16 protein-coding genes and 1 pseudogene are annotated in these 20,191 nt (G+C 43.0%); 10 read left to right on the forward strand and 7 right to left on the reverse strand.

Translation table 11 applies throughout. From position 1 onward, the window contains the following. Nucleotides 1-248 precede the first annotated feature (248 nt). The 5 genes and pseudogenes from HMPREF0083_RS26455 (at nt 249) to HMPREF0083_RS14945 (ending at nt 5,080) form a co-directional block, all read left to right on the forward strand. Nucleotides 249-587 (forward strand): hypothetical protein, encoded by a 339-nt coding sequence (locus HMPREF0083_RS26455; RefSeq protein ID WP_021622346.1) that lies wholly within the window; start codon nt 249-251, stop codon nt 585-587. Between the two features lie 541 nt (nt 588-1,128). Then, nucleotides 1,129-1,393: pseudogene (locus tag HMPREF0083_RS14930) on the forward strand (transposase); the annotation flags it as partial. Nucleotides 1,394-1,647: 254 nt separating this feature from the next. Beyond that, nucleotides 1,648-3,693, forward strand: coding sequence for a YfaP family protein (locus HMPREF0083_RS14935; RefSeq protein WP_021622348.1), 2,046 nt, complete (start codon nt 1,648-1,650; stop codon nt 3,691-3,693). A gap of 194 nt (nt 3,694-3,887) precedes the next feature. Then, nucleotides 3,888-4,199, forward strand: a complete 312-nt coding sequence (locus HMPREF0083_RS14940; RefSeq protein WP_021622349.1) for a hypothetical protein — start codon at nt 3,888-3,890, stop codon at nt 4,197-4,199. Nucleotides 4,200-4,345: 146 nt separating this feature from the next. Next, complete coding sequence (locus HMPREF0083_RS14945) at nt 4,346-5,080, forward strand: DUF5915 domain-containing protein (RefSeq protein ID WP_021622350.1); 735 nt, start codon at nt 4,346-4,348, stop codon at nt 5,078-5,080. A 197-nt stretch (nt 5,081-5,277) separates the two neighbouring features. Here the strand turns inward: HMPREF0083_RS14945 and HMPREF0083_RS14950 are convergent, their stop codons facing one another. Next, complete coding sequence (locus HMPREF0083_RS14950; protein ID WP_040302949.1) at nt 5,278-6,177, reverse strand: DMT family transporter; 900 nt, start codon at nt 6,175-6,177, stop codon at nt 5,278-5,280. Between the two features lie 145 nt (nt 6,178-6,322). Between HMPREF0083_RS14950 and HMPREF0083_RS14955 the strand changes: the two genes are divergently transcribed. Next, nucleotides 6,323-7,783, forward strand: a complete 1,461-nt coding sequence (locus HMPREF0083_RS14955; RefSeq protein WP_040302950.1) for an aminotransferase-like domain-containing protein — start codon at nt 6,323-6,325, stop codon at nt 7,781-7,783. A 161-nt stretch (nt 7,784-7,944) separates the two neighbouring features. Beyond that, entirely contained in the window at nt 7,945-9,531 is a 1,587-nt protein-coding gene (locus HMPREF0083_RS14960) for a YcdB/YcdC domain-containing protein (protein ID WP_021622354.1), read from the forward strand. A gap of 28 nt (nt 9,532-9,559) precedes the next feature. On the opposite strand, the gene HMPREF0083_RS14965 is transcribed toward HMPREF0083_RS14960, so the two are convergent. Continuing rightward, nucleotides 9,560-10,363, reverse strand: coding sequence for a lipid II flippase Amj family protein (locus HMPREF0083_RS14965; protein ID WP_040302952.1), 804 nt, complete (start codon nt 10,361-10,363; stop codon nt 9,560-9,562). Between the two features lie 149 nt (nt 10,364-10,512). Here HMPREF0083_RS14965 and HMPREF0083_RS28145 point away from each other — a divergent pair, with 149 nt between their 5' ends. Next, the gene (locus HMPREF0083_RS28145) at nt 10,513-10,653 is read left to right on the forward strand and encodes a hypothetical protein (RefSeq protein WP_155847237.1); all 141 of its coding nucleotides are present in this window, start codon (nt 10,513-10,515) and stop codon (nt 10,651-10,653) included. Between the two features lie 99 nt (nt 10,654-10,752). Here the strand turns inward: HMPREF0083_RS28145 and HMPREF0083_RS14970 are convergent, their stop codons facing one another. The 3 genes from HMPREF0083_RS14970 to HMPREF0083_RS14980 are packed head-to-tail and all read right to left on the reverse strand — an operon-like array spanning nt 10,753 to nt 15,061. After that, nucleotides 10,753-12,207 (reverse strand): sigma-54-dependent transcriptional regulator, encoded by a 1,455-nt coding sequence (locus HMPREF0083_RS14970; RefSeq protein WP_021622357.1) that lies wholly within the window; start codon nt 12,205-12,207, stop codon nt 10,753-10,755. After that, the gene (locus HMPREF0083_RS14975) at nt 12,204-13,901 is read right to left on the reverse strand and encodes an ATP-binding protein (protein WP_021622358.1); all 1,698 of its coding nucleotides are present in this window, start codon (nt 13,899-13,901) and stop codon (nt 12,204-12,206) included. The genes HMPREF0083_RS14970 and HMPREF0083_RS14975 overlap by 4 nt, the downstream gene beginning before the upstream one ends. 11 nt (nt 13,902-13,912) lie before the next feature. Continuing rightward, entirely contained in the window at nt 13,913-15,061 is a 1,149-nt protein-coding gene (locus tag HMPREF0083_RS14980) for an iron-containing alcohol dehydrogenase (RefSeq protein WP_040302953.1), read from the reverse strand. A gap of 329 nt (nt 15,062-15,390) precedes the next feature. On the opposite strand from HMPREF0083_RS14980, the gene HMPREF0083_RS14985 reads away from it, so the two are divergent. Next, nucleotides 15,391-16,548 (forward strand): iron-containing alcohol dehydrogenase, encoded by a 1,158-nt coding sequence (locus HMPREF0083_RS14985; protein WP_021622360.1) that lies wholly within the window; start codon nt 15,391-15,393, stop codon nt 16,546-16,548. A 159-nt stretch (nt 16,549-16,707) separates the two neighbouring features. Here the strand turns inward: HMPREF0083_RS14985 and HMPREF0083_RS14990 are convergent, their stop codons facing one another. Next, nucleotides 16,708-18,297 carry a sigma-54 interaction domain-containing protein gene (locus tag HMPREF0083_RS14990; protein ID WP_021622361.1) on the reverse strand — a complete coding sequence of 530 codons (1,590 nt, stop codon included), beginning with the start codon at nt 18,295-18,297 and terminating at the stop codon, nt 16,708-16,710. A 148-nt stretch (nt 18,298-18,445) separates the two neighbouring features. On the opposite strand from HMPREF0083_RS14990, the gene HMPREF0083_RS14995 reads away from it, so the two are divergent. Next, complete coding sequence (locus HMPREF0083_RS14995) at nt 18,446-19,363, forward strand: proline dehydrogenase family protein (RefSeq protein ID WP_209421083.1); 918 nt, start codon at nt 18,446-18,448, stop codon at nt 19,361-19,363. A 189-nt stretch (nt 19,364-19,552) separates the two neighbouring features. Here HMPREF0083_RS14995 and HMPREF0083_RS15000 read toward each other — a convergent pair whose 3' ends face one another. Further along, the gene (locus HMPREF0083_RS15000) at nt 19,553-19,948 is read right to left on the reverse strand and encodes a CBS domain-containing protein (protein ID WP_021622363.1); all 396 of its coding nucleotides are present in this window, start codon (nt 19,946-19,948) and stop codon (nt 19,553-19,555) included. Nucleotides 19,949-20,191: the final 243 nt, after the last annotated feature.

Here is a 20,191-nt window from a genome sequence, read left to right on the forward strand (position 1 = left end):
CCATGACCAGACGAACCGCCATGACACGATGGCGGAGTTTCACTGTTTGAAGTGTACGTTCGTATGTGCGCAGCGCCTCGACTGTCCAGCCATGATTACAGGTGATTTTTAACGTTCTCATTACGTATCGTCTCCTTGTCCGTTGGTTTTAGCACCCGTATAGACAATTTTCAGGAGACATAAGCATGCAGAAAAGCTAATCGCGATTTATATAATACATCTAATAACATGGAAAGGCGGTGAGTTTTATGAGTATATCCTTTTATGATAATAGTGAAATTAAGCCAGACGAGCAAGGCAAGGTCACAATAGATAGGGTATATTGTTTGAATTTTAATGAATTTAATAATATGAATTGGGAGCGACTAGGACAAGTATATAAAACATTACCCCATTTTATTGCAAAGGAAAATAAATGCCCTATGTGGTTTGGAGAGGAAGAGGTATCATCCAATTACCTTTATGCTTCTGTCGAGCCTTCAGGACTTCAAATTGTTGGTGAATTAACTCTTCAACAATGGAAAGAGTGGGAGGATATATTTCGAACCCAACTGTCTGAATCCCTCTTTCCTTCATTTGAATGCTAGATATATTTATTACAGAGTAAATAAGAAGTTCTATCTATAGTGGAAGCCCTGCTGTAATTAAACAGCAAGGGCTTATTGTTTGCTTACATATTTCGTAACTCTTGAACCGTTTCGGCTTGTGAAGGATCAACATATATTTTCGTTGTTTCAAAATAGGAGGTGTCTGAGAGTGTGCTGCTAACGATAAATACACTAAGAAAACATTTAGAAATGATGATTAACCGCCGTGTTTTGTGGTAGCATTTTGGTAGCACATGGGAGTATGTGTCGAGTGTAAGAATTTCGTGATAAGCTTTCTTGGCTTTAACGTTGTACCGATGCTCGTAAGAATAAGTGTATCATCTGCATTTTTGCCTTTTATCGCTTTTTTAGTTCGGAAGCGATAGAAGTAGGAAATATAATTGTACGAGAGCTTCCAGAGGTTTTAGTACCTACTTTAAAGCCTTTACCTGTATTGAGCATGATTTGGTTAATGCTTATTGTTTTTCGATGAATGTCAATGTCACTCACGTACACGTAACCCAAGAATTTCACCTTCTCTTACGCCTCTCACGATTACCAGAAGCAGCTTCAAGTCTATTCCATGATTGGGAGCATGAGCCGTAAAGGAAACTGCTACGACAATGCTTGCATTGAATCGTTCCACAGCATCATCAAAAAAGAACTGATTTATTTGAGCAAGTACGAGACCCGTGCCGAAGCCGAGAAAAGCATTTTCGAGTACATTGAAGTTTTTTTACAATAACGAACGTATTCATTTGTCAATTGGATACTCTACACCGACTGACTTTGAACGTCAATGTTAATTCAGCACGTTAAATGGTTAAATTCTGTGTCTGCTGTCTTGATAGAGGTCCATAATTGCCGTTTTATGCATTTTTTCATTGCCAAATACATCCAGAGTACATCCTCGTCCGCAATTAGATTAAATCACCTATAAATGGTATAATTGTGATTACATGAAAAAAATGGGGCTATTTCATCCCAAACGGAGCGATCATTCGATTCGAGCGAAACGCGCCGATGACATGAAATCTGTAAAAAGCGAGGGGCGAAAAATATGGATAATGATAACACAGTTTTTTCTAATAATGTTAAATATGATAATAGTAATGACCAATATCCACAATTCAGTGAGGTAATTAAACATCATTTTTCTACCTTTGATAATCTCCCGCTCTTTACTACTGATGCAGAGGGATTATTTGAAGTATTTCTTGAAAGTTTACCGCATGAAGCAAGACAACATTATACTTGTAGCTGTTGCAGACATTTTGTGAATCGTTTTGGTGGACTTGTATCAATTTCTGAAGATGGCGAAGTGACATCTGTTATGTGGGATGATCATAACACACCTGATTTCTTTGTTGAAGCTGTTAAAATGATGAAACAAATTGTGCTTAAATCAAGAGTTACAGGTGTATTTATTTCAAGTGACAGAGTGCTGGGGCAACCGCATTCTGGTGGATGGGATCATATGTCGGTAACTCTTCCGACACAAAAGGTTTATCGTTCAGGAGTAAAAACTGCTAGACAGGTAATGGCAGAAAAGAGAGAAGATTTTAGAATTTTGATTGCTGGACTTATGGAGTATTCTTTGAATGCTATAGATCAAGCGGTAACACTACTAGAATCGGAATCGTTGTATAGGTCGGATAAGGTTCTTGGTGTTGCCAAATTCCTTCAAGAGTTGCATATTAAACGTCAAAACACTCGAAACAGTCGAGCCCAAGACAACATCACTTGGTTGGCTGTTGCAACTGCTCCTGATGGATTCTGTCATGTTAAAAGTTCTATGATCGGAACATTGCTTGATGACATTATCAATGGGCTTTCGTTTGATTATATTAGTCGTAGATTTGCAGAGAAAATGAATCCATCTAATTACATGAGGGCCCAAGTTGCTCCATCTCAAGGTAATATTCAACAAGCTGAAAAAATTGTTGAAAAAATGGGAATCGCTAATTCTCTTAAAAGAAGGTATGCTATATTTGAGGAAATTCCGCATTTTCTATGGAAGAGTAATAAGTCAGAACAAAAAAGTAGTAAAACAAATGGTGTATTTAGCAATATAATACCTAAAGATAAAGATGCAAAGTCTAATAAAGTATCTTTACCAAATACAACTATGACATGGGATAAATTTCAAAGGATAGTATTGCCGACAGCGGAAAGCATTGAAGTTATGGTCGATAACCCTAATCGGCTGATGGCCATAGTTACTGCTTCCGACCAGCATGCCCCTAGTATTTTACAATGGGATAATCCATTTAGCTGGTATTATCATGGTGGAATTGACGGTGAAATTAAGAGGCGGGTTGAGAGTGCAGGAGGACGGTATGAGGGTAACGAAATCCGATGCTCACTCATTTGGGAAGGATATACAGACCTTGATCTGCATTGTGTAACTCCTCGAGGCGAACACATTTATTATGGGGATAAAATGAGTTCCTGTAATGGTTGGTTGGATATTGATATGAATGGTGGCAGTCACAGAGACTATTCACCAGTTGAGAACATTCGGTGGAGTAACGGTCATGCGTCAAAAGGTGAATACGTCTTCTACGTTCATAACTATTGTGAAAGAGGAAGCGGAAAGACTCCATTCAAGGTTGAACTGGAAGTTAATGGTCAGATTTACTCCTATCATGGTGTTGCTGGCAATACTGGCTTCAAAGAAACTATATTCACTTTCGACTACGTTAAGGGGCAGCATCCGGACATCCCTAGCACGAATTATTCGTCTGATAATGCATGGAATGTTCAACCAAACAGCTTTGTTAAGGTAAAAGGCATAACCAATTCTCCAAATCTGTGGAATGAAGAGAAGGTTACTCATTCAGGTCAGCATATTTTCTTTTTGTTGGACGGATGTAGAGATTTATCCGAGGGGAAGGGCAGAGGGTTCTTTAATGAAACGCTTAAATCTGAACTTCGTGAAATTCGCAAGACACTAGAAGCCTATACTGCAAACACTCCAATTGAAGATGCTGAGAATGCTTCTGCTTGCGGAGTGGGCTATTCAAAGGATAGTGAATGGGATCTGACTCTGAAAATAATCTCAAATAACTCTACAAGAATTATTAAAATTGATAGATGGGATTAATTATTATATACATCTGATTTGATAAATTGACACATGTTTGTGGTGGGAGGTAAGAAAAGCAGGAAGGGCAATTGAAAAGAGAGAAATGAACCATTCAAAATCAAAGTTAAAGAGCCTATGGTTTGATTATATTGCAAAAACAAGTTATTATCGTCATAGGTGTTCCTACATAGGTTACAGCGGGAGAGGTTTGAATGGAAGCTGGATTGTATTTAAAGCAGGATAGCAGTGGTCAATTATATGTAGATTTTGACGCTCCTCCTGGGCTTGCACCATCTGAATTTGTTGAACAGATTTTCCAGTCTGTTGACGTTGGTTATCGTATTTTAGGCATTCATATGCCAAACGAAACGAGCAATGGTGACTGGGAAGCCTTTTTGATTCGTGACGGTCACTCTGTTCGTCATTTGGTTTGTTATCCAGGCACAGATTGTATACATGTAGAAATGGCCATGGAGACGTTTGATTTTTTTGTAAGAAGGCTTGGTTATGAAAAAATTAGATAAATATATCATTCAATTAAACCATATGTATAATAAATGTTCCTTCAAGAGGATCATTTGTGCAATGAATAGAAAATAGGCTGGCTCCTAGGAATTCGAATTTTAGGGGCTTATTTTTTATACTTTTGTCAGTTCGAGGAAAGTCTTTCTTGCCTAAGTTGACAATTTTGCAGGTTGTAGAGCTGGGACGCAGCATCCGGAACACAGCATCTCTAAAGGTGAAGCAACCATTGGCAGGCTTGTCACTCATCGTAAATAAAGATGACAGGGTAGAGTGGGCATCCTACACTGACATTGTGAAAGAGGAATTAAACGTAAAAGAGTTCCGTGTTACAGAAGACGATGAACGGTTTGTATCGTATACACTGAAGCTGGATTTCAAAAAAGCGGGTCCGAAATTCGGCAAGCACATAAACAGTGTAAATCAGTGGTTGCAGGGTTTAGCGAATACAGAAGTGAAACAATTTGCAGAAAAAGGAGAAGCGCATTTTAAAACGCCTACAGGTGATACACTAACGATCACAGCAGAAGAGGTGCTGATTGAAAAAGTACCGAAAGAAGGGTTTGCAGTCGCAGCCAATGGCTTGTACACAGTCATCTTGGATACAGCGTTAACGGAGGGGTTAATTCAGGAAGGATTGGCTCGTGAGCTGCTTCGTGCGATCCAGGAGTATCGAAAAAAATTAAACTTGCCTGTTAATCTGCGTATCGATATAGAGATGAGTATGGATGAAGAAATGAAGCAAGTTGTGGCACGTTATAAAGATCTTTTACAAGAAAACCTACTGATGAATTCCTTGCACCTATGTAATGAGATAAAGGCAGGAGAGCAGTTGAAGGTAGGTTCCAAGCTGGTTACTGTCCGAATCATAAATCATCCATAGCCTGAAAGAATAAGCCATCCTTGCTGTGAACGGATACAGAAAGGATGGTTTTTTTTTATGGTTATGAAGACATCTGTTGCTATTCGGCGTGTGCAAGCTTTGCGTCTATAAATGTAGATGTTTTTTGCAAAATACAATGCCGATAAAATCTGTTCAAAGCCTGGACTCATCCTTAAAGATATAACAGAACAAATACTTTATAAGCTATAATTGGGTTGGTCTTGTTTTTTATCAGTTTTGATATTAGATAGTAGAACCCCGAATAAAGTAATAGCCCCACCAACTATGGAAAGAAACGTTGGGATTTCTCCGAGCCATATCCATGCAATGATAAAAGCGAGTGATGGGATTAAATAAAGGGAACGGGTCGCCTCGGAAGCCCCATTACGTGAAGCTATGAAAGCTAAAGCAAGATATGGGACTACAGTCGGAAAAACGCCTAAGTATAGGATACTTACTGTTGCACTCCTTGGTGCATGCATAATCGCGTCTCCAAGTCCAGGAAGAAAAATAAGCATCCAAAAGGTTCCCGCCCAAATCGCATAAGAGGTAAAAACGAAAAATCCGTATTTTTCCAGGTAAGGCTTTTGAAAGGTGAAATATATACTTTCCGAGAATGCAGCCAAAAGAATGAGCAGAACGCCATTGTTAAATTGAAAAGTAGACCCTGTTCCTAAAGAAATAATGATAACCCCGAGGAAAGCAAGCATAGCTCCTGCCCATTGGCGGATTCCCAGCTGTTCACCGAAGAATAGCAAGGCAAAAATTGCCGCAAAGATAGGGGTTGTTGAAACGAACACACTCGCAGCTCCTGCGCTAACGGTCTGCTCTCCATAATTGAGAGCGGTATGATACACTGTAAAGCCCAGACCTCCCAATAACAAAATAGCTGGAATATCCTTTGCTTCCGGCAACCGTATGCGAAAAATAAATCCGAAAATAGCCAGTAGCGTTGAGCCGACAAGTAAGCGCAAAAGAGAGAGATGCTCAGGCGTATAGGCGTCCAGTCCAGCCCGAATTCCTACAAAGGCCGAAGCCCACAGAAAGATACTCAAACTATGGGCAAGTATAATGCTTGTATCTGATTGTTTATGCATATTTCCCCAACCTTTCTTCTTGAACCCAACCACTTGTGTATAATGCTTTATATATTAATTAAGGATTGATAAAATATCTTCAACCAGTTATACAATAATGAACCCAACCACTTCGACAAACAAAGGAAGAAAGGAACTTGTTTGGATGGATAGTGATAAAAGGAATCTGAGTAAGCATCTCCCTAAATATCAACAAATTGTAGATGTTATCAAAGGAAAGATTGCCAATGGTGAATGGCCGATTGGAAGCAAAATCCCAAGCCAACGTACATTAGCCAAAACATTCGGCGTAAATCGGAGTACGGTTATTACTGCTCTGGATGAATTAATGGCTGATGGATTAATCGAAGGGAAAATGGGGATGGGAACGTTTGTAGTTAATAATACATGGACGTTATTAGCTACAAACCCTCCGCCAGACTGGAGTACATATTTAAAATCGGGTTTACATCAACCAAGTCAAACAATGGTTCAGGAAATTAATAAAGATGAATCGAATGAACGCCTTATCCAGCTTAGCAAGGGGGCATTGTCTCCTGATATTTTTCCGTTGGATAAGATGAAGCTTGTCATGCAAAAAGTAACAGAAAAAATGGGGATTCTGAGCTATGAAGAGCCGAAGGGGTATTTGCCCTTGCGTCAGGCATTAAGCAGCTATGTAAAAACAATCGGAATTGAAGCTTCACCATCTTCCATCTTGATTGTTTCCGGGGCGTTACAGGCATTGCAATTAATTTCAGTAGGGCTTTTGCATAGAGGTTCGACCGTGCTGCTTGAACAACCTTCCTACCTTTACTCACTCCACGTATTTCAATCAGCAGGTATGAAGCTTGCAGGCTTGCCTATGGATAAACAAGGGCTTCTGCCAGATTTTATTGCTGCACAAAGAAAGCAGCAAAACAAAGCGATTCTTTATTCAATCCCTTGTTTTCATAATCCGACAGGCATCCTCATGTCAGAAAAGAGACGACAGGAACTTCTACAAATGTGCGAAGAAGAACGACTTCCCATCATTGAGGATGATATTTACCGGGAGCTATGGACGAATGAGCCGCCACCAGCCCCTCTCAAGGCAAGGGATCGACATGGGCACGTGTTATATATTGGTAGTTTGTCTAAAACGCTAAGTCCAGGCTTGCGAATTGGCTGGATCATCGGTCCGGAACCTGTAATTGAACGATTATCCGATATAAAAATGCAGACTGATTATGGCTCTGGCTCTATATCCCAAAGAGTTGCGGCTGAATGGCTGGAAAGTGGTTTATATCATCAATATTTAGCCTCTGTAAGGGAACAGCTTACCATACGAAAGGCAGCGGCAATGGAAGCATTAGAAATGTATATGGGCAATATAGCCACATGGGATGTACCGGAGGGTGGCTTTTTCATTTGGTTGAAAATAAATGAAAAGCTATCAACAAAGGAGCTTTTTACTAAAGCAATACATAAAGGAATTCTTCTCAATCCGGGTACAATTTATGCTCAAGAATCAGGGTTATATGTTCGATTATCCTACGCATATGCTTCCTTGCTAGAAATTAGGGAGGGAATCCGCCAAATGGCTACCATTATTCAAGATTCTAGAAGTGACTATCTTTCTATGTAACATTTACGGGCGATGGCACAGCAAACTTTTGACAGGTATCCTCCCCTACCCTTTTCCATTTTATTTTTGATTTTCTTAAGGATGAGGAAAATGAAACATTTATTTACTAACATACGTCTTCTATATATAGTAAAAAATCCCATATAGGAGGCGTGCTATACATGAGAAAATCAGCATTATTATCGGGAATGCTCGCTGGCAGTTTGCTGTTAAGCCCCACTGTATTGGCTGAAACGAATCAAACGGAAAGCGCTATACAAAAAAAGGAAACAGCGGTAACGATACAGGAATTACCTGGCCCAGTGAAAAAAACAGTAGACAAACTTATTGCCTATAAGCCGGAACTCAAGCAAATACCTGCAGAGATAGAGAAGCGGAAAGACCCTCTATTATCTCAGGAAAAGTACAGCTTATCCTTCACTAAAAACGAACTTAGGGTATCCGCCGAAATCGGAGTTGACGGAACTTTGCTTGGTTTCCACATGTATAATTCAGACGAGAAGTCAGAGAAACGTCCTTCTGATGCATTAGCCGAGGAAAAAGCGACTGCATTTTTGAAACAGGTTGTAGGCAATGAAAACGAATATCGTATTTCTCATATAAGAGACGGCGGATATATGGCAATTGAGCATGACGGGAAGGAAAAAGTAACCGCTTATGCAAGTGTAATTCTTCTTCCGCTGGTTAATGGCATTCCGTTAGCAGGTTCTCATTCTATTCAAGTTGATATCAACCAGGAAGGTCAAGTAACAAACTGGTTTAATCATGATGGTAATCTGGATAAAAGTGCATTTCCCAAGCCGGAAAATTTGATTTCCAGGGAGACTGCGGAACAGGCATTTTTGCGGGCGATAAATATGGAACTGGTCTATGATGAAGAAGAAGGAGCTACACGTGGACCGAACGGCCCCGAGAACGTCAACCCCGTCTTAAAATATCGGATGACGGCAAAGCAGATCGAAGCTGTCACCGGGAATCCTATAGAGGACGATTACAAGGAATATACAGAAACAAAACCGGTTAACGGGGAAGCTAAGGTATTGCGCATCACTTCTGCCAAGGAGGCAGAGAAGCTACTGCAAACAGAACTTGGCATTCAAGTAAACGGACTGCGCTTTAGGGAAGAAGGCGACGGAGTAAAGCAAGCGAAGTTATACGAATGGACAACAGAGAATAACACGGTATATGCTGTGCAGACAACCGACAAAGGCGAAGTTCTTCAGTTCGGCTGCCTATCCGTACATAATGCAGAGAAATTTAAAGAAACAGGAACTATTTCGGAAGAAGCTGCCGCCGCTAAAGCGCTAGACTTTATTAAAAAATATTTACCCGCGAATGTGAAAGAGGTACAGATTTCATATAGGGGACGCTCGGCGTATCCGGATTGGGTTGATGAGAGTAAGATACCTAGCAATAATGTCTTGCTTGTCGGTTTTACTGAAATGAAAGATGGGATACCCATTACGAATCGAGCCATCCATGCATGGATTGATTTAGCTACGGGTAAGATAGAGCAGGTCTCGTTGTATATCCCGCTACAATCCGTTCTACCGGACAGTAGCAAGAAAATTGACAGGGATAAGGCAGCATCTATATACCTCGAAAGCCATCCGTTACAGCTTCAGTATGTTTGGCCGCATATGCTTGATCAGAAAGCGAAAAAGCCAATGCTAGTATACGCTCCACTGGATGACTACTATGTAGAATACATAGATGCTTTAAGTGGTAAAGTTGTAACATCAAGGTAAATATCAGTTCTTCGTATTCGTTTTTGACTCATGCGAAAAGCTGACTTAGCCAGGTGATATAATAAGCAAACGGAACGAGGAACAGCTGAGCAAGGACTGTTCCCACAAATCTTGAAAGGGTCAGGACGCCGACCATTTTATTGATGCTGTCTTTCTTCTCGGTTCCTTTCATGACTTTATCAGTCAAAATCGCGATTTGCGGATCAAGGAACACAGTTAAAATAATGGTGGAAAAACCGTTAATCAGCCCTGTGGATGTTAGTGCAATGGAACTGTACTCCGGTTTAAGCAATGAAGCATATAGGCAGGCCAGGACGCTATCGGCATAAATCATTGCCGCCAGCATATTTAAGAGCAAAATTCGCTTTGGTACGCCACCTATACGTAAACGTGATAGTGATTCCCGCCGTGGAAGCTTAAAGTGTTTTCTTGCTATTTTTAGATGATGCACTGTGGATACGTTTTTCACCAGTTGGGGTACAGAGCCTGCCATCTCCAAATGTACAATTGCCCTGGACATCATGGAAACAAAAGTAGGAAGCAGGAGAGCAGCGAGTACAGTTCCTAAAGAGGAAGAAAGCAGAATCACGCGAAATTGGCTTTCCAAAGCGGCAATATCGCCTGTGTGTTTTGCCATGTCTACCAGGCTTCCTGTCAGGGGGGCCTGTATCATATTGGATGTTCTGGATACGATGACAATAATGCTGAATACAGAAAGTGCGATCGCGATTTTTCCCGTACGAATACCGGCGATTCTCACTGAGTAAGCAAAAGTATCAATCATATGTATAATCAAGGTAAATACGCATATTACTAATAACTTTTCAAACAAGTGAATCCTCCTCCGCAATTCCGACACTGTAAATCATGACTAAAAAATGATTTTGCACCTTTTCGGCAAATCCTTTCTATAATACATCTGACTTAATGAATGAGCATACTGTTGTGGCCAGAGGTAAGAAAGAAGGAGAAAGTCAGAGGTTGGGAAAAGCGCGCCGATTTTTTTCTGCCGGGATGCAGAACGTATCCAACCTCTTCTTTTTTGCAGATGCCGAAATCTTAGGCGGGATTTATATAGCGATTCCCGGCGCTTTCCGTCATAATAAAAATTCAAAACAATAAGTATGCCGTCCTTTGCAGGAACCGCTACTGTATTAACGCTTAACAGGTGATAACTGTACTCTTTATTAACAGAAGTATGCTGACCGCCTGTGCATTTGCCTATTTTCCTTTCTCATGCAGCAGGTAACGAAGTTTGCGAACGCTAATATTAAGCAAACGGGATGCTTTTTGCTGATTTCCCCATGATTCTTTCAATGCTCGTCCGACAAAGGCGGTGCCGATCGTTTTTTCAAGTTCCCTGATCCGTTCCATAATGGCAGGCAGATCAATGCTGTGGCCGTTTTGCCACTGCGCCAGCAGTTCATGTTTCCATTCTTCCACATATTCTTCAAGTGAAAGCTGAGGGACGGGATTTTTTTGTGCCGGCTGTTCTATGGCTTGGGAAAATGAAACCGTCTGCTGTTTTATGATAGATGCGGGCAAGTAGTCAGGTGTAATCGGCCCTGATTCCCCATCTGATAATGCAAGCGCCCGCGTTACTACGTTTGCCAATTCCCGAATGTTGCCGGGCCAGTTGTATTCTTGCATGACGGAAAGTGTTTCAGGAGCAAAAATATTTTCATTCATATGCTGGCGGCGGATGAGGTGCCGCACAAGATGAGGAATATCCTCCTTTCGATGTCGAAGAGGCGGAACGACCAGCTTTACAACATTAAGTCGGTATAGCAAATCTTCACGGAACCGCCCGCGCTCTACTTCTTGCTCAAGATTGGCATGGGAGGCGGCGATAATACGCGCATCCGTATGCCGAATTTGTTCGCTACCAATACGCATGAATTCCCTCGTTTCAAGTACGCGAAGCAGCTTTACCTGAATAGCGGGGGAAGCGTCAGCAATTTCGTCAAAGAACAAGGTGCCTTTACTGGCGGCTTCGAATAAACCTTTACGCGAATGAAGCGCACCGGTAAAGGAGCCTTTCTCATGACCGAATAACTCACTTTCAAGCAATGTTTCCGTAAAGGCACCGCAGTTGACACCCACAAATGGCTGAGAACTTCGCATGCTCGCTTCGTGAAGGAAGCGGGCGAGAACTTCTTTACCGCATCCTGTCTCGCCTTCGATAAGTACCGTAATATTTTTGCGAGCGATTTTATAGGCCAGGGAAAGTAAATTATACATATCCGGATTGGTACCGATGATGAACCCGGTTTGCTCTGCCAGTTGTATTAAGTCTGTCTGACGCTGGGTAGCCGGAGTAGTAAACAGGCTATCGATAAGCGCCTCCAGTTCATTAATATCATCAAACGGTTTTTCGATATAATCTTCTGCACCCAGACGAATAGCTTCCAACGCCGATTTGACTGTGCTGTATCCGGTCATAATAATTACACGGCAAGCAGGCATGCGTTTTTTAATCGTCTTGAGAATATCAAGGCCGTTACTATCCGGTAATTTTAAATCGACAAGGGCTGCCTGATACGTGGACTTTTCGAGTGCGGCACTTACTTCAGCAGCATTTCCTGCAAAGGAAAGAGCAATGTCTTTTTTACGGAGCAGGTAGGAAAAAAAGGTTTGGACTTGTATTTCATCGTCTACGATTAACAATCCATTCATTGTGTCTCCTCCCAGGTTTCATTACTAGAGCATGTCGGCAGGATTAGGGTAAAACGACTTCCTTGATTTTTTTTACTCTCCGCTTCGATTGTGCCTCCGTGAGCCCGGGCAATTCCAAGACTTACTGAAAGGCCAAGGCCTGTACCTTGCGCGACTGCCTTTGTGGTGAAAAAAGGGTTGAAAATCTCGTTTTTGTTTTTGTCTTCAATTCCGCAGCCGTTATCGGTAATGTGCATGAAGACATAAGGCTGTCCTTCCTTCTCTTTTGTTTCTGTACGAATATGAATATGTCCGGCTTTGACATTCTGCGTTAGGATAGCATCTTTTGCGTTCAACAGCAGATTGATGATAATTTGTTCGATTTGCTGTAGATTGCCTTCTACAGGAGGGAGATTGGACTCTAATTCTAGCGTAAAAGAAATATGGTTTCGCTCAATTTGATAGCGTACAAGGCTTAAGACTTGGTGTACGGCCTGATTCAATGAGCACGGTTCAAACATGTATTCTTCCTGACGGGAGAACGTAAGAAGGTTTTGGATAATAAGCTTGCATCGTTTCCCGGAGGTGAAAATATCGTCCAGCAGGCGAGCATCCAGACTGTCCTTCCCGGACTCCCGCAGTAAAAGCTGTGTATTGCCCAGAATGGCTGTAAGCGGATTATTCAATTCATGGGCAACACCTGCTGCCATCTCGCCGATGGCGGCAAGTTTTCCTGATTGAATGAGTTGCGCCTCGATGTGCAGCTTTTTTGTAACGTCCTTTATATAAAGAATCACTCCGTACATAGCAGAATCCTCAGCAAGAATGGGATAAGCGAACACATCGCAAATTCGGTTGCCGATAAGGGGGAGCTGCTGGTATGCGGTCTGTTTTGTCTGGTAGCATTCAGTCAGTGGACAGGACGACCAGTCATGAGAAGAAGCCTGGAGCAGCTCATAGCATTTCTTCCCGTATACTGACTCTTCCGTAAGCTCGAGAAATTCGAGAACAGCCTGGTTGAAACGGACAACGCGAAAATCCAAATCCACATACAGAAGCATATCGGTTACAGCACTAAAGGTTCGTTCCCATTCGCGTTTGCTTTGTAATACCTCGTTATATAGCCGGGCATTCTCAATACAAACAGCGAGCTGATCGGCTACTTGCTGAAGAAAAAGCAAATCTGAATCATTATACGCACCGGACGAAGCGCTTCCGACGCTCAGCACACCGATCGGGCGCTTTTTGCTGAATAGCGGGACGAACACTGTTTCAGTAATTTGGGTACCGATGAAAATGGCTTCTTCCAAATAGCGAATGTCTTCACCAGCTGGAGGAGAGGTATGATAGCACGCCTGTTTATCGTTTAGCGCTTTCCAGCATAGTGATCGCTCAGGCAGAAGCACGGTTCCTGGCAGAAGAGCGGCTTGATTGCGTGGAAAGAAATTGCTGACGATAAGTTGACCGTTCTCGAATAAGGATAGGGAGAGGCAGTCGAGCGCGAAGATTTCCTTCAATTTGTCCGCCACATTTTCCAGCATGTCATCCAGTGACATATCGACATTAAAGCTTTTAACGACCTGATTGATGATTTCTAATTGCATATTTTTCTTTTCGATCTGCCGCAGATGTTTTTTCAATTCCGTATAGTAGTTGCGCTTGGAAGATTCCAATCCGGTTAAAAGCGCAATAATATCTTGCTTTGTCCTGCTCATGGAATCACTCCTTATAACGCCTGCCGAAAAATTGTTTCAATATCTTCCGTATCAATGTCGCGGGGATTTGTGATAAGACAAACATCTTCACTTGCCGCCTTGCTCATGATTGACACCAGATTTTCCGTAAAACCAATATCCGATAGGCGAGTAGGAATACCAATATCTGATGCAAGCTGCCGAACATGGCGGACGGATAGGCGAGCGGCATCCGCCGCCGTCATCTCGTTGACATTTTGTCCCATAAGTGACGCAATATCCATAAACCTTTCCGGTGCGGCCAAGAAATTATATTCCATTACGTAAGGCAAGAGAATGGCATTCAGTTTACCGTGGGGCATGTCCAGATAGCCTCCAAGTGCATGGGCCATCGCATGCACTGCACCAAGGATGGCATTGGAGAAGGCAAGTCCTGCCTGTAAGCTGGCCATTGACATGGCCATTTTGGCTTCACGGTTTGTACGTGAGGCGGTCGAAGCACGCAAATGCTTGGCAACAAGTGAGATGGCGTTTTGCGCCTGCACATCCGTAAGCGGTGTCGCTGCTATGCTTACATATGCTTCAATCGCATGGGTTAATACATCCATACCGGTTTCAGCAGTCAGGTCGGCGTTTTTTGTCACAAGTGTTTGCGGATCAATAATAGCAATGTCAGGAACAAGAGATTTGGATACGATCGTCATTTTAATTTTGCGCGAACAATCGATAATGACGGAGAACTGGGAGACCTCGGAACCTGATCCGGCCGTGGTGGGAACCATCAACAGGGGGGGAAGCGGGGATTTAATTTTATCAGCCCCTTCGAAATCATGAATCGTTCCCCCGTTGGTGGCGACAATTGCAATCGCTTTAGCGGCATCCATGGCACTGCCTCCACCAATGCCGAGCACAGCATCACATTCACTTGCCCGATAGCGCTGTACCCCCTCTTCAATCTCATAATCTTTTGGATTTGAGGTAATATGGTAGAACAGCCCATGGGAAAGTCCGCTGGAGCGGCAGGCAGCGAGAATTTGTTCTGTCCAGCCGGCTTCCGTCACACCTGGATCACTGACGATAAATACATTATTGGCCCCGATGCGCCTACAGCATTCTCCTACCTGCTGCAGGGCACCCCAACCAAAAATAATTTCCGGTGCGGCAAATTTAGAAATTCGCATCGTTACTCCTCCGTTTCCCGAAAAATCGGCTGTATTTGCCGAAAAATCGGCACATTCAGCCAGAATTTTGTTGCTTATACTCACAAATTAGCGTATGACCAAAAGTATAGTGTCATATTTTCTGGCGTACTATCGGTAATAGTTCACTATTTAGATTAATCTGAAAAATTGGCATAAACTTTGCGATGGTTTAGATAACGGATGCAGTATAGAAAGGAGGGACACCGGAAGTTACTTCAGCCCCTTATTTTTATAGTAGAAGAAGATAGGCAGTATTGCAATAAGAAAAGAAAGCGCTTCATATTTGTTGAGAAAAGGGAGAGGATACGATGGAAAGCCAAGTGTTCGGATTTTATATGCCAACAGTGAATTTGATGGGGATGGGAGCAGCAAAAGAAATCGGCGAACGTATGAAGTCGTACGGCAAGAAAAAAGCGCTCATTGTAACAGACGCAGGACTCCACAAATTTGGAGTAGCGGATCAAATTGCGGCGTATGTAGAAGAAGCAGGGCTTTCGGTTGCGATTTTCCCGGGTGCCGAACCGAATCCGACCGACCGGAACGTAGAAGAAGGATTAGCAGCCTATCAGGCAGAGAATTGCGATTGTATTATCTCGCTTGGCGGAGGAAGCTCGCATGATTGTGCCAAAGGTGTCGGACTGGTTGCAGCGAATGGCGGTAGAATTCATGACTATGAAGGCGTAGATCGTTCAAAGTTGCCAATGGTAACGCTGTTTGCGGTGAATACAACATCAGGAACGGCAAGTGAGATGACGCGGTTTTGTATTATTACTGATACGTCCCGTTCAGTGAAGATGGCGATTGTGGACAAGCATGTTACTCCAACAGTTTCTATTAATGACCCGCTGCTGACGGTAAAAAAACCAGCAGGACTTACCGCAGCAACTGGAATGGACGCACTTACCCATGCGGTAGAAGCGTATGTGTCGACGGCCGCCACACCCGTCACCGATGCATGCGCCCTTCAGGCGATTCGTCTGGTTAGCCGGAATCTGCGGGTCGCGGTAGCGAACGGTGAAAACCTGCAGGCACGTGAAAATATGTCATATGCCCAATTCCTTGCCGGTATGGCATTTAACAATGCTTCATTAGGATATGTTCATGCGATTGCCCATCAATTTGGCGGTATTTATAATCTGCCGCATGGCGTCTGCAATGCCATTCTTCTGCCGCATGTTGAGCGGTTTAACCTCATCTCCCGTGCCGATCGCTTTGCTGATATTGCAGAAGCGATGGGAGAGAATATTGATGGCTTATCCATGCGCGAAGCAGCGGAGCGGGCGTTGGATGCTATCGTAATGCTGGCGCGTGATGTAGGCATTCCTTCCGGTTTTGCCGAGCTGGGTGCCAAAGAGGAAGATATTGAGCTATTGGCAGTGAATGCGATGAAAGATGCATGTGCGCTTACCAATCCACGCAAAGCTACGCTCGAAGACGTAAAAGAGATTATTCGCGCAGCATTTTAAGGGAATAGAGTGGGAAGAGATAAAAAGGGCAGGGGATATAACGTTTCCTTGCCCTTTTGTAATGAATAAGAAAGTAGATGTCACTGTAAATGTTTCTTGCTTTTTTCCGACCGTTTTACTTGAAAGACGCACATGACAAGCGAAAAAGAAAGCTAATTGTTATCCTTTTTCCATGTTATATTTTTTCATTCGGTTATATAGTGTTACACGTGAAATGCCGAGCAGTTGTGCAGCCGCGGATTTGTTGCCATACGTGGTACGGAGCGCTTCTACCAGTTCATCATACTCGCTGCGGGCTGCAAGCGGTCTTGCCGTTGGCGTTTGGTCTGCAAAAGGCAAGTGATTTGGCTGATAGCCTTCAGGCAGATGTTCAGGTTCGATTCGTTCCTGGTCTGTTAAAATAACAAGTCTCTCCATCAGGTTTCGCAATTGCCTGATATTGCCTGGCCATGTATAGTCGAGCAGTAAAATGAGTGTTTTGGATGCCAATTCAGGGAGTGGCTTTCCATATTTCACGGCGAATTCCTTAAGAAATAGTTGAGCCAGCTCCGGGATGTCTTCTTTTCGTTCACGCAGTGGGGGAATAGGTACCGAGACTACGTTGAGACGGTAGAATAAATCTTGCCTGAATTGACCTGCCTCTACCATTGTTTCAAGGTCTCGATTTGTCGCTGCTACGATGCGTACATCTGTCGCGATAGGTTTATGTCCACCCACGCGATAGAACTGCTTTTCCTGCAGGACACGCAGCAGCTTGACCTGCTGATCAAGCGGAAGCTCCCCGATTTCATCCAGAAACAGGGTACCGCCCTCGGCCGCGTCCATTTTTCCTTTCTTTCCTTCATGAATGGCCCCAGTAAAAGCCCCTTTTTCATAGCCGAACAGCTCGCTTTCAAACAATGCTGCCGGAATCGCTCCGCAATTAAGCGCAATAAAAGGGCCGCTTGCCCGTGGGCTTGCACGGTGTACCGCTTCGGCGAATAGTTCTTTACCCACGCCGGATTCCCCGGTAATAAGAAGTGTGGCATCTGTACGAGCAACCTTTCTCGTTAATTGTATAGCCTGCATAATTGCTGCGCTGCGCCCCTTAATTTTATAGAAGGGATCTTCTTGCTGTTCCGCGTATAGCTCCGTTTCCAAATCATGCAGATGTGCGGTTGTATTCGAAAGCTGGTCATGCAAGCGCACCACATCGCTAATGTCTTTTTCGGCGGAAATGCCTCCGATAATCTGTCCGTTCAGCATCACGGGCGATGTGTTGACCAATACATGAGTTCCTGCGCGTGGCTGATTGTAATGCCGGGTAATGGATGAGCCGTCATGAATGCTTTTGAGTAGCATAACTGCATCTTTTTTGAAATGACGCGTAATATGATGGTGCAAAATATCTTCTGATGGAATTTGGTACATCGCTTCGGCTTGTTTATTCCAATTAATCACAGTTCCTTCGGCGTTGACGATTGTCAGGGAATCGTCAACCGTCTGCAAAATGTTGCTATAAAACGCAAAACATTCCCTGAGTGCGCGTGTGGAGGCTAGCACAATAGCTTCCGCCGATACGTATCCGATTGATTCATTCGCATCTGATAGCACTTCGATAGTGGTTACTTCAGGGTTTGCTGAAATGATGTCAAACAAGCGGGCCGATTCTTTTGCCTGTACTTTATAAGCATAGGGAGGCAAAAAAGAATTCGGTTGCATAATCTCATAAAGAAAAGGGTTATAAAAAGAAAAAGGTTGATTTTGCATGCGTGTCCACCTAATCTACAGATTTAACACATATGTACAATAAAAAGATGAGGGTTTACAAAGTTGTAAACGCTTTACCATTGTTATTATACTGCCGAAAACAAAAAAGCGCAATTCTCTTGTACTGCTACAGGGGGGAAAACGAGCAATGATACTGGAGACTGCAATAAAACGTTTCTTGTTGTTCCTCTCGCGAAATTCCTCGATGAATCGTGCGGCGAAAAAATGGGGTTTACGTTATGGAGCAAGTCGCTTTGTAGCCGGGGAGACGATTCGGGAAGCGATCAGTAAGGTAAAGGAATTGAATGCACAGGGGTTGGCCTGCACGTTGGATCATCTGGGGGAGTTTGTACGTAGCCGCGAAGAAGCGATAGAATCTGCTGATTACTGTATAAAGACACTAAATGCGATACATCAGGCAGGCGTGGATAGCAATCTGTCACTAAAATTGACGCAGCTCGGACTTGATATTGACGCTACCATGTGTCATGAGAATATGTGCCGTATCCTGGAATGCGCAAAACAATATAGCAATTTTGTCCGTATTGATATGGAAGATTATAGCCATTGTCAGCAGACATTGACTATGCTCCATGAATTGAGAAAGGAATACGATAATGTCGGCACGGTTATTCAGGCTTATTTGTACCGATCCGAATCGGATATAAAAGCGCTACAGAATGTGCCGCTTCGGCTCGTAAAAGGAGCATACAAAGAATCTCCTAAAGTCGCGTATCCGGCTAAAAGGGATGTTGATAACAACTACAAGCGTATTATCAAACAGCACCTAGTAAGTGGAAGCTATACGGCTGTTGCCACCCATGATGAGCATATCATCGACTATACGAAGCGACTCGTTTCAAAATATGATATTCCTCATACGCGCTTCGAGTTTCAAATGCTGTACGGTATCCGTACGCAGCTACAGCTGTCACTTGCACAGGAAGGATACAAAATGCGTGTATATGTCCCATACGGCAACGATTGGTACGCATACTTTATGCGTCGTCTGGCGGAGCGTCCGGCTAATGTGGCATTTGTTCTTAAAAGCATGGTTATAAAGTGAATTCCGGTTGGGCACAGCAAAAAACGGAGCGGCAATCCCGCTCCGTTCACCTTTCATTACGGAGCCTCTTTTGCTTGTCCATAGGCTATGCAGGAATAGCAGCTCCATTCGATAGAAATTTTTCAGTGTAGCTTGTATGTATTATAACACATCTTGTCTATTTGTTTTTTGTTTTACTACAATTATTTTTTATACGGTTGTTTCAGCTTCCAGACGGCGCGTAAGTTCATGTAGCAAATCAACGACAGTAATGATACCGACTAGATTGTCATCTTCTACTACCGGAAGCGAGTTAATTTTATGCTTGCGCAACGTTTGAATCGCTTCAGTAATTGGCGCATCAGGTTGTATTGTAATCAGGTTTTTTGTCATAATCCATTCTACAGGTGTTTCTTTCAAGATAGTTGGTGATTGGAGCGAAATAATCATTTCGCGATGCACGATAATGCCGACCGCTTTTTCTTGTTCGACGACGATAAGGCGACGGATATTTTTCTCTTTCATGATAGTTTCCGCTTCTTGAATTGTTGTGGCCGGAGCGATTGTAATTACACCCGGTGTCATTAAATCTTTTACTCTCATCATAAGCGCACCCACCCGCTTCCCTAGGTTTTAAGTCCATATACACGGGAATTATATCATAGGAGAAGGAAGGCAACCAGCGTTGTTTCCAACAAAATGGGGAAGGAAATTACAATAAGGAGGCATGTATATGCAAAAGATGCGCGAAGCATTTGAATATATGCAGGAGAATTGGTCTTGTATGCAACATGTGCCGCTGTATTTGAACACGTCTATTGATTATCCATAAGGTGGAAGAAAGAAGGT

The sequence above is a fragment of the Aneurinibacillus aneurinilyticus ATCC 12856 genome (assembly GCF_000466385.1).
Lineage (GTDB): Bacteria > Bacillota > Bacilli > Aneurinibacillales > Aneurinibacillaceae > Aneurinibacillus > Aneurinibacillus aneurinilyticus.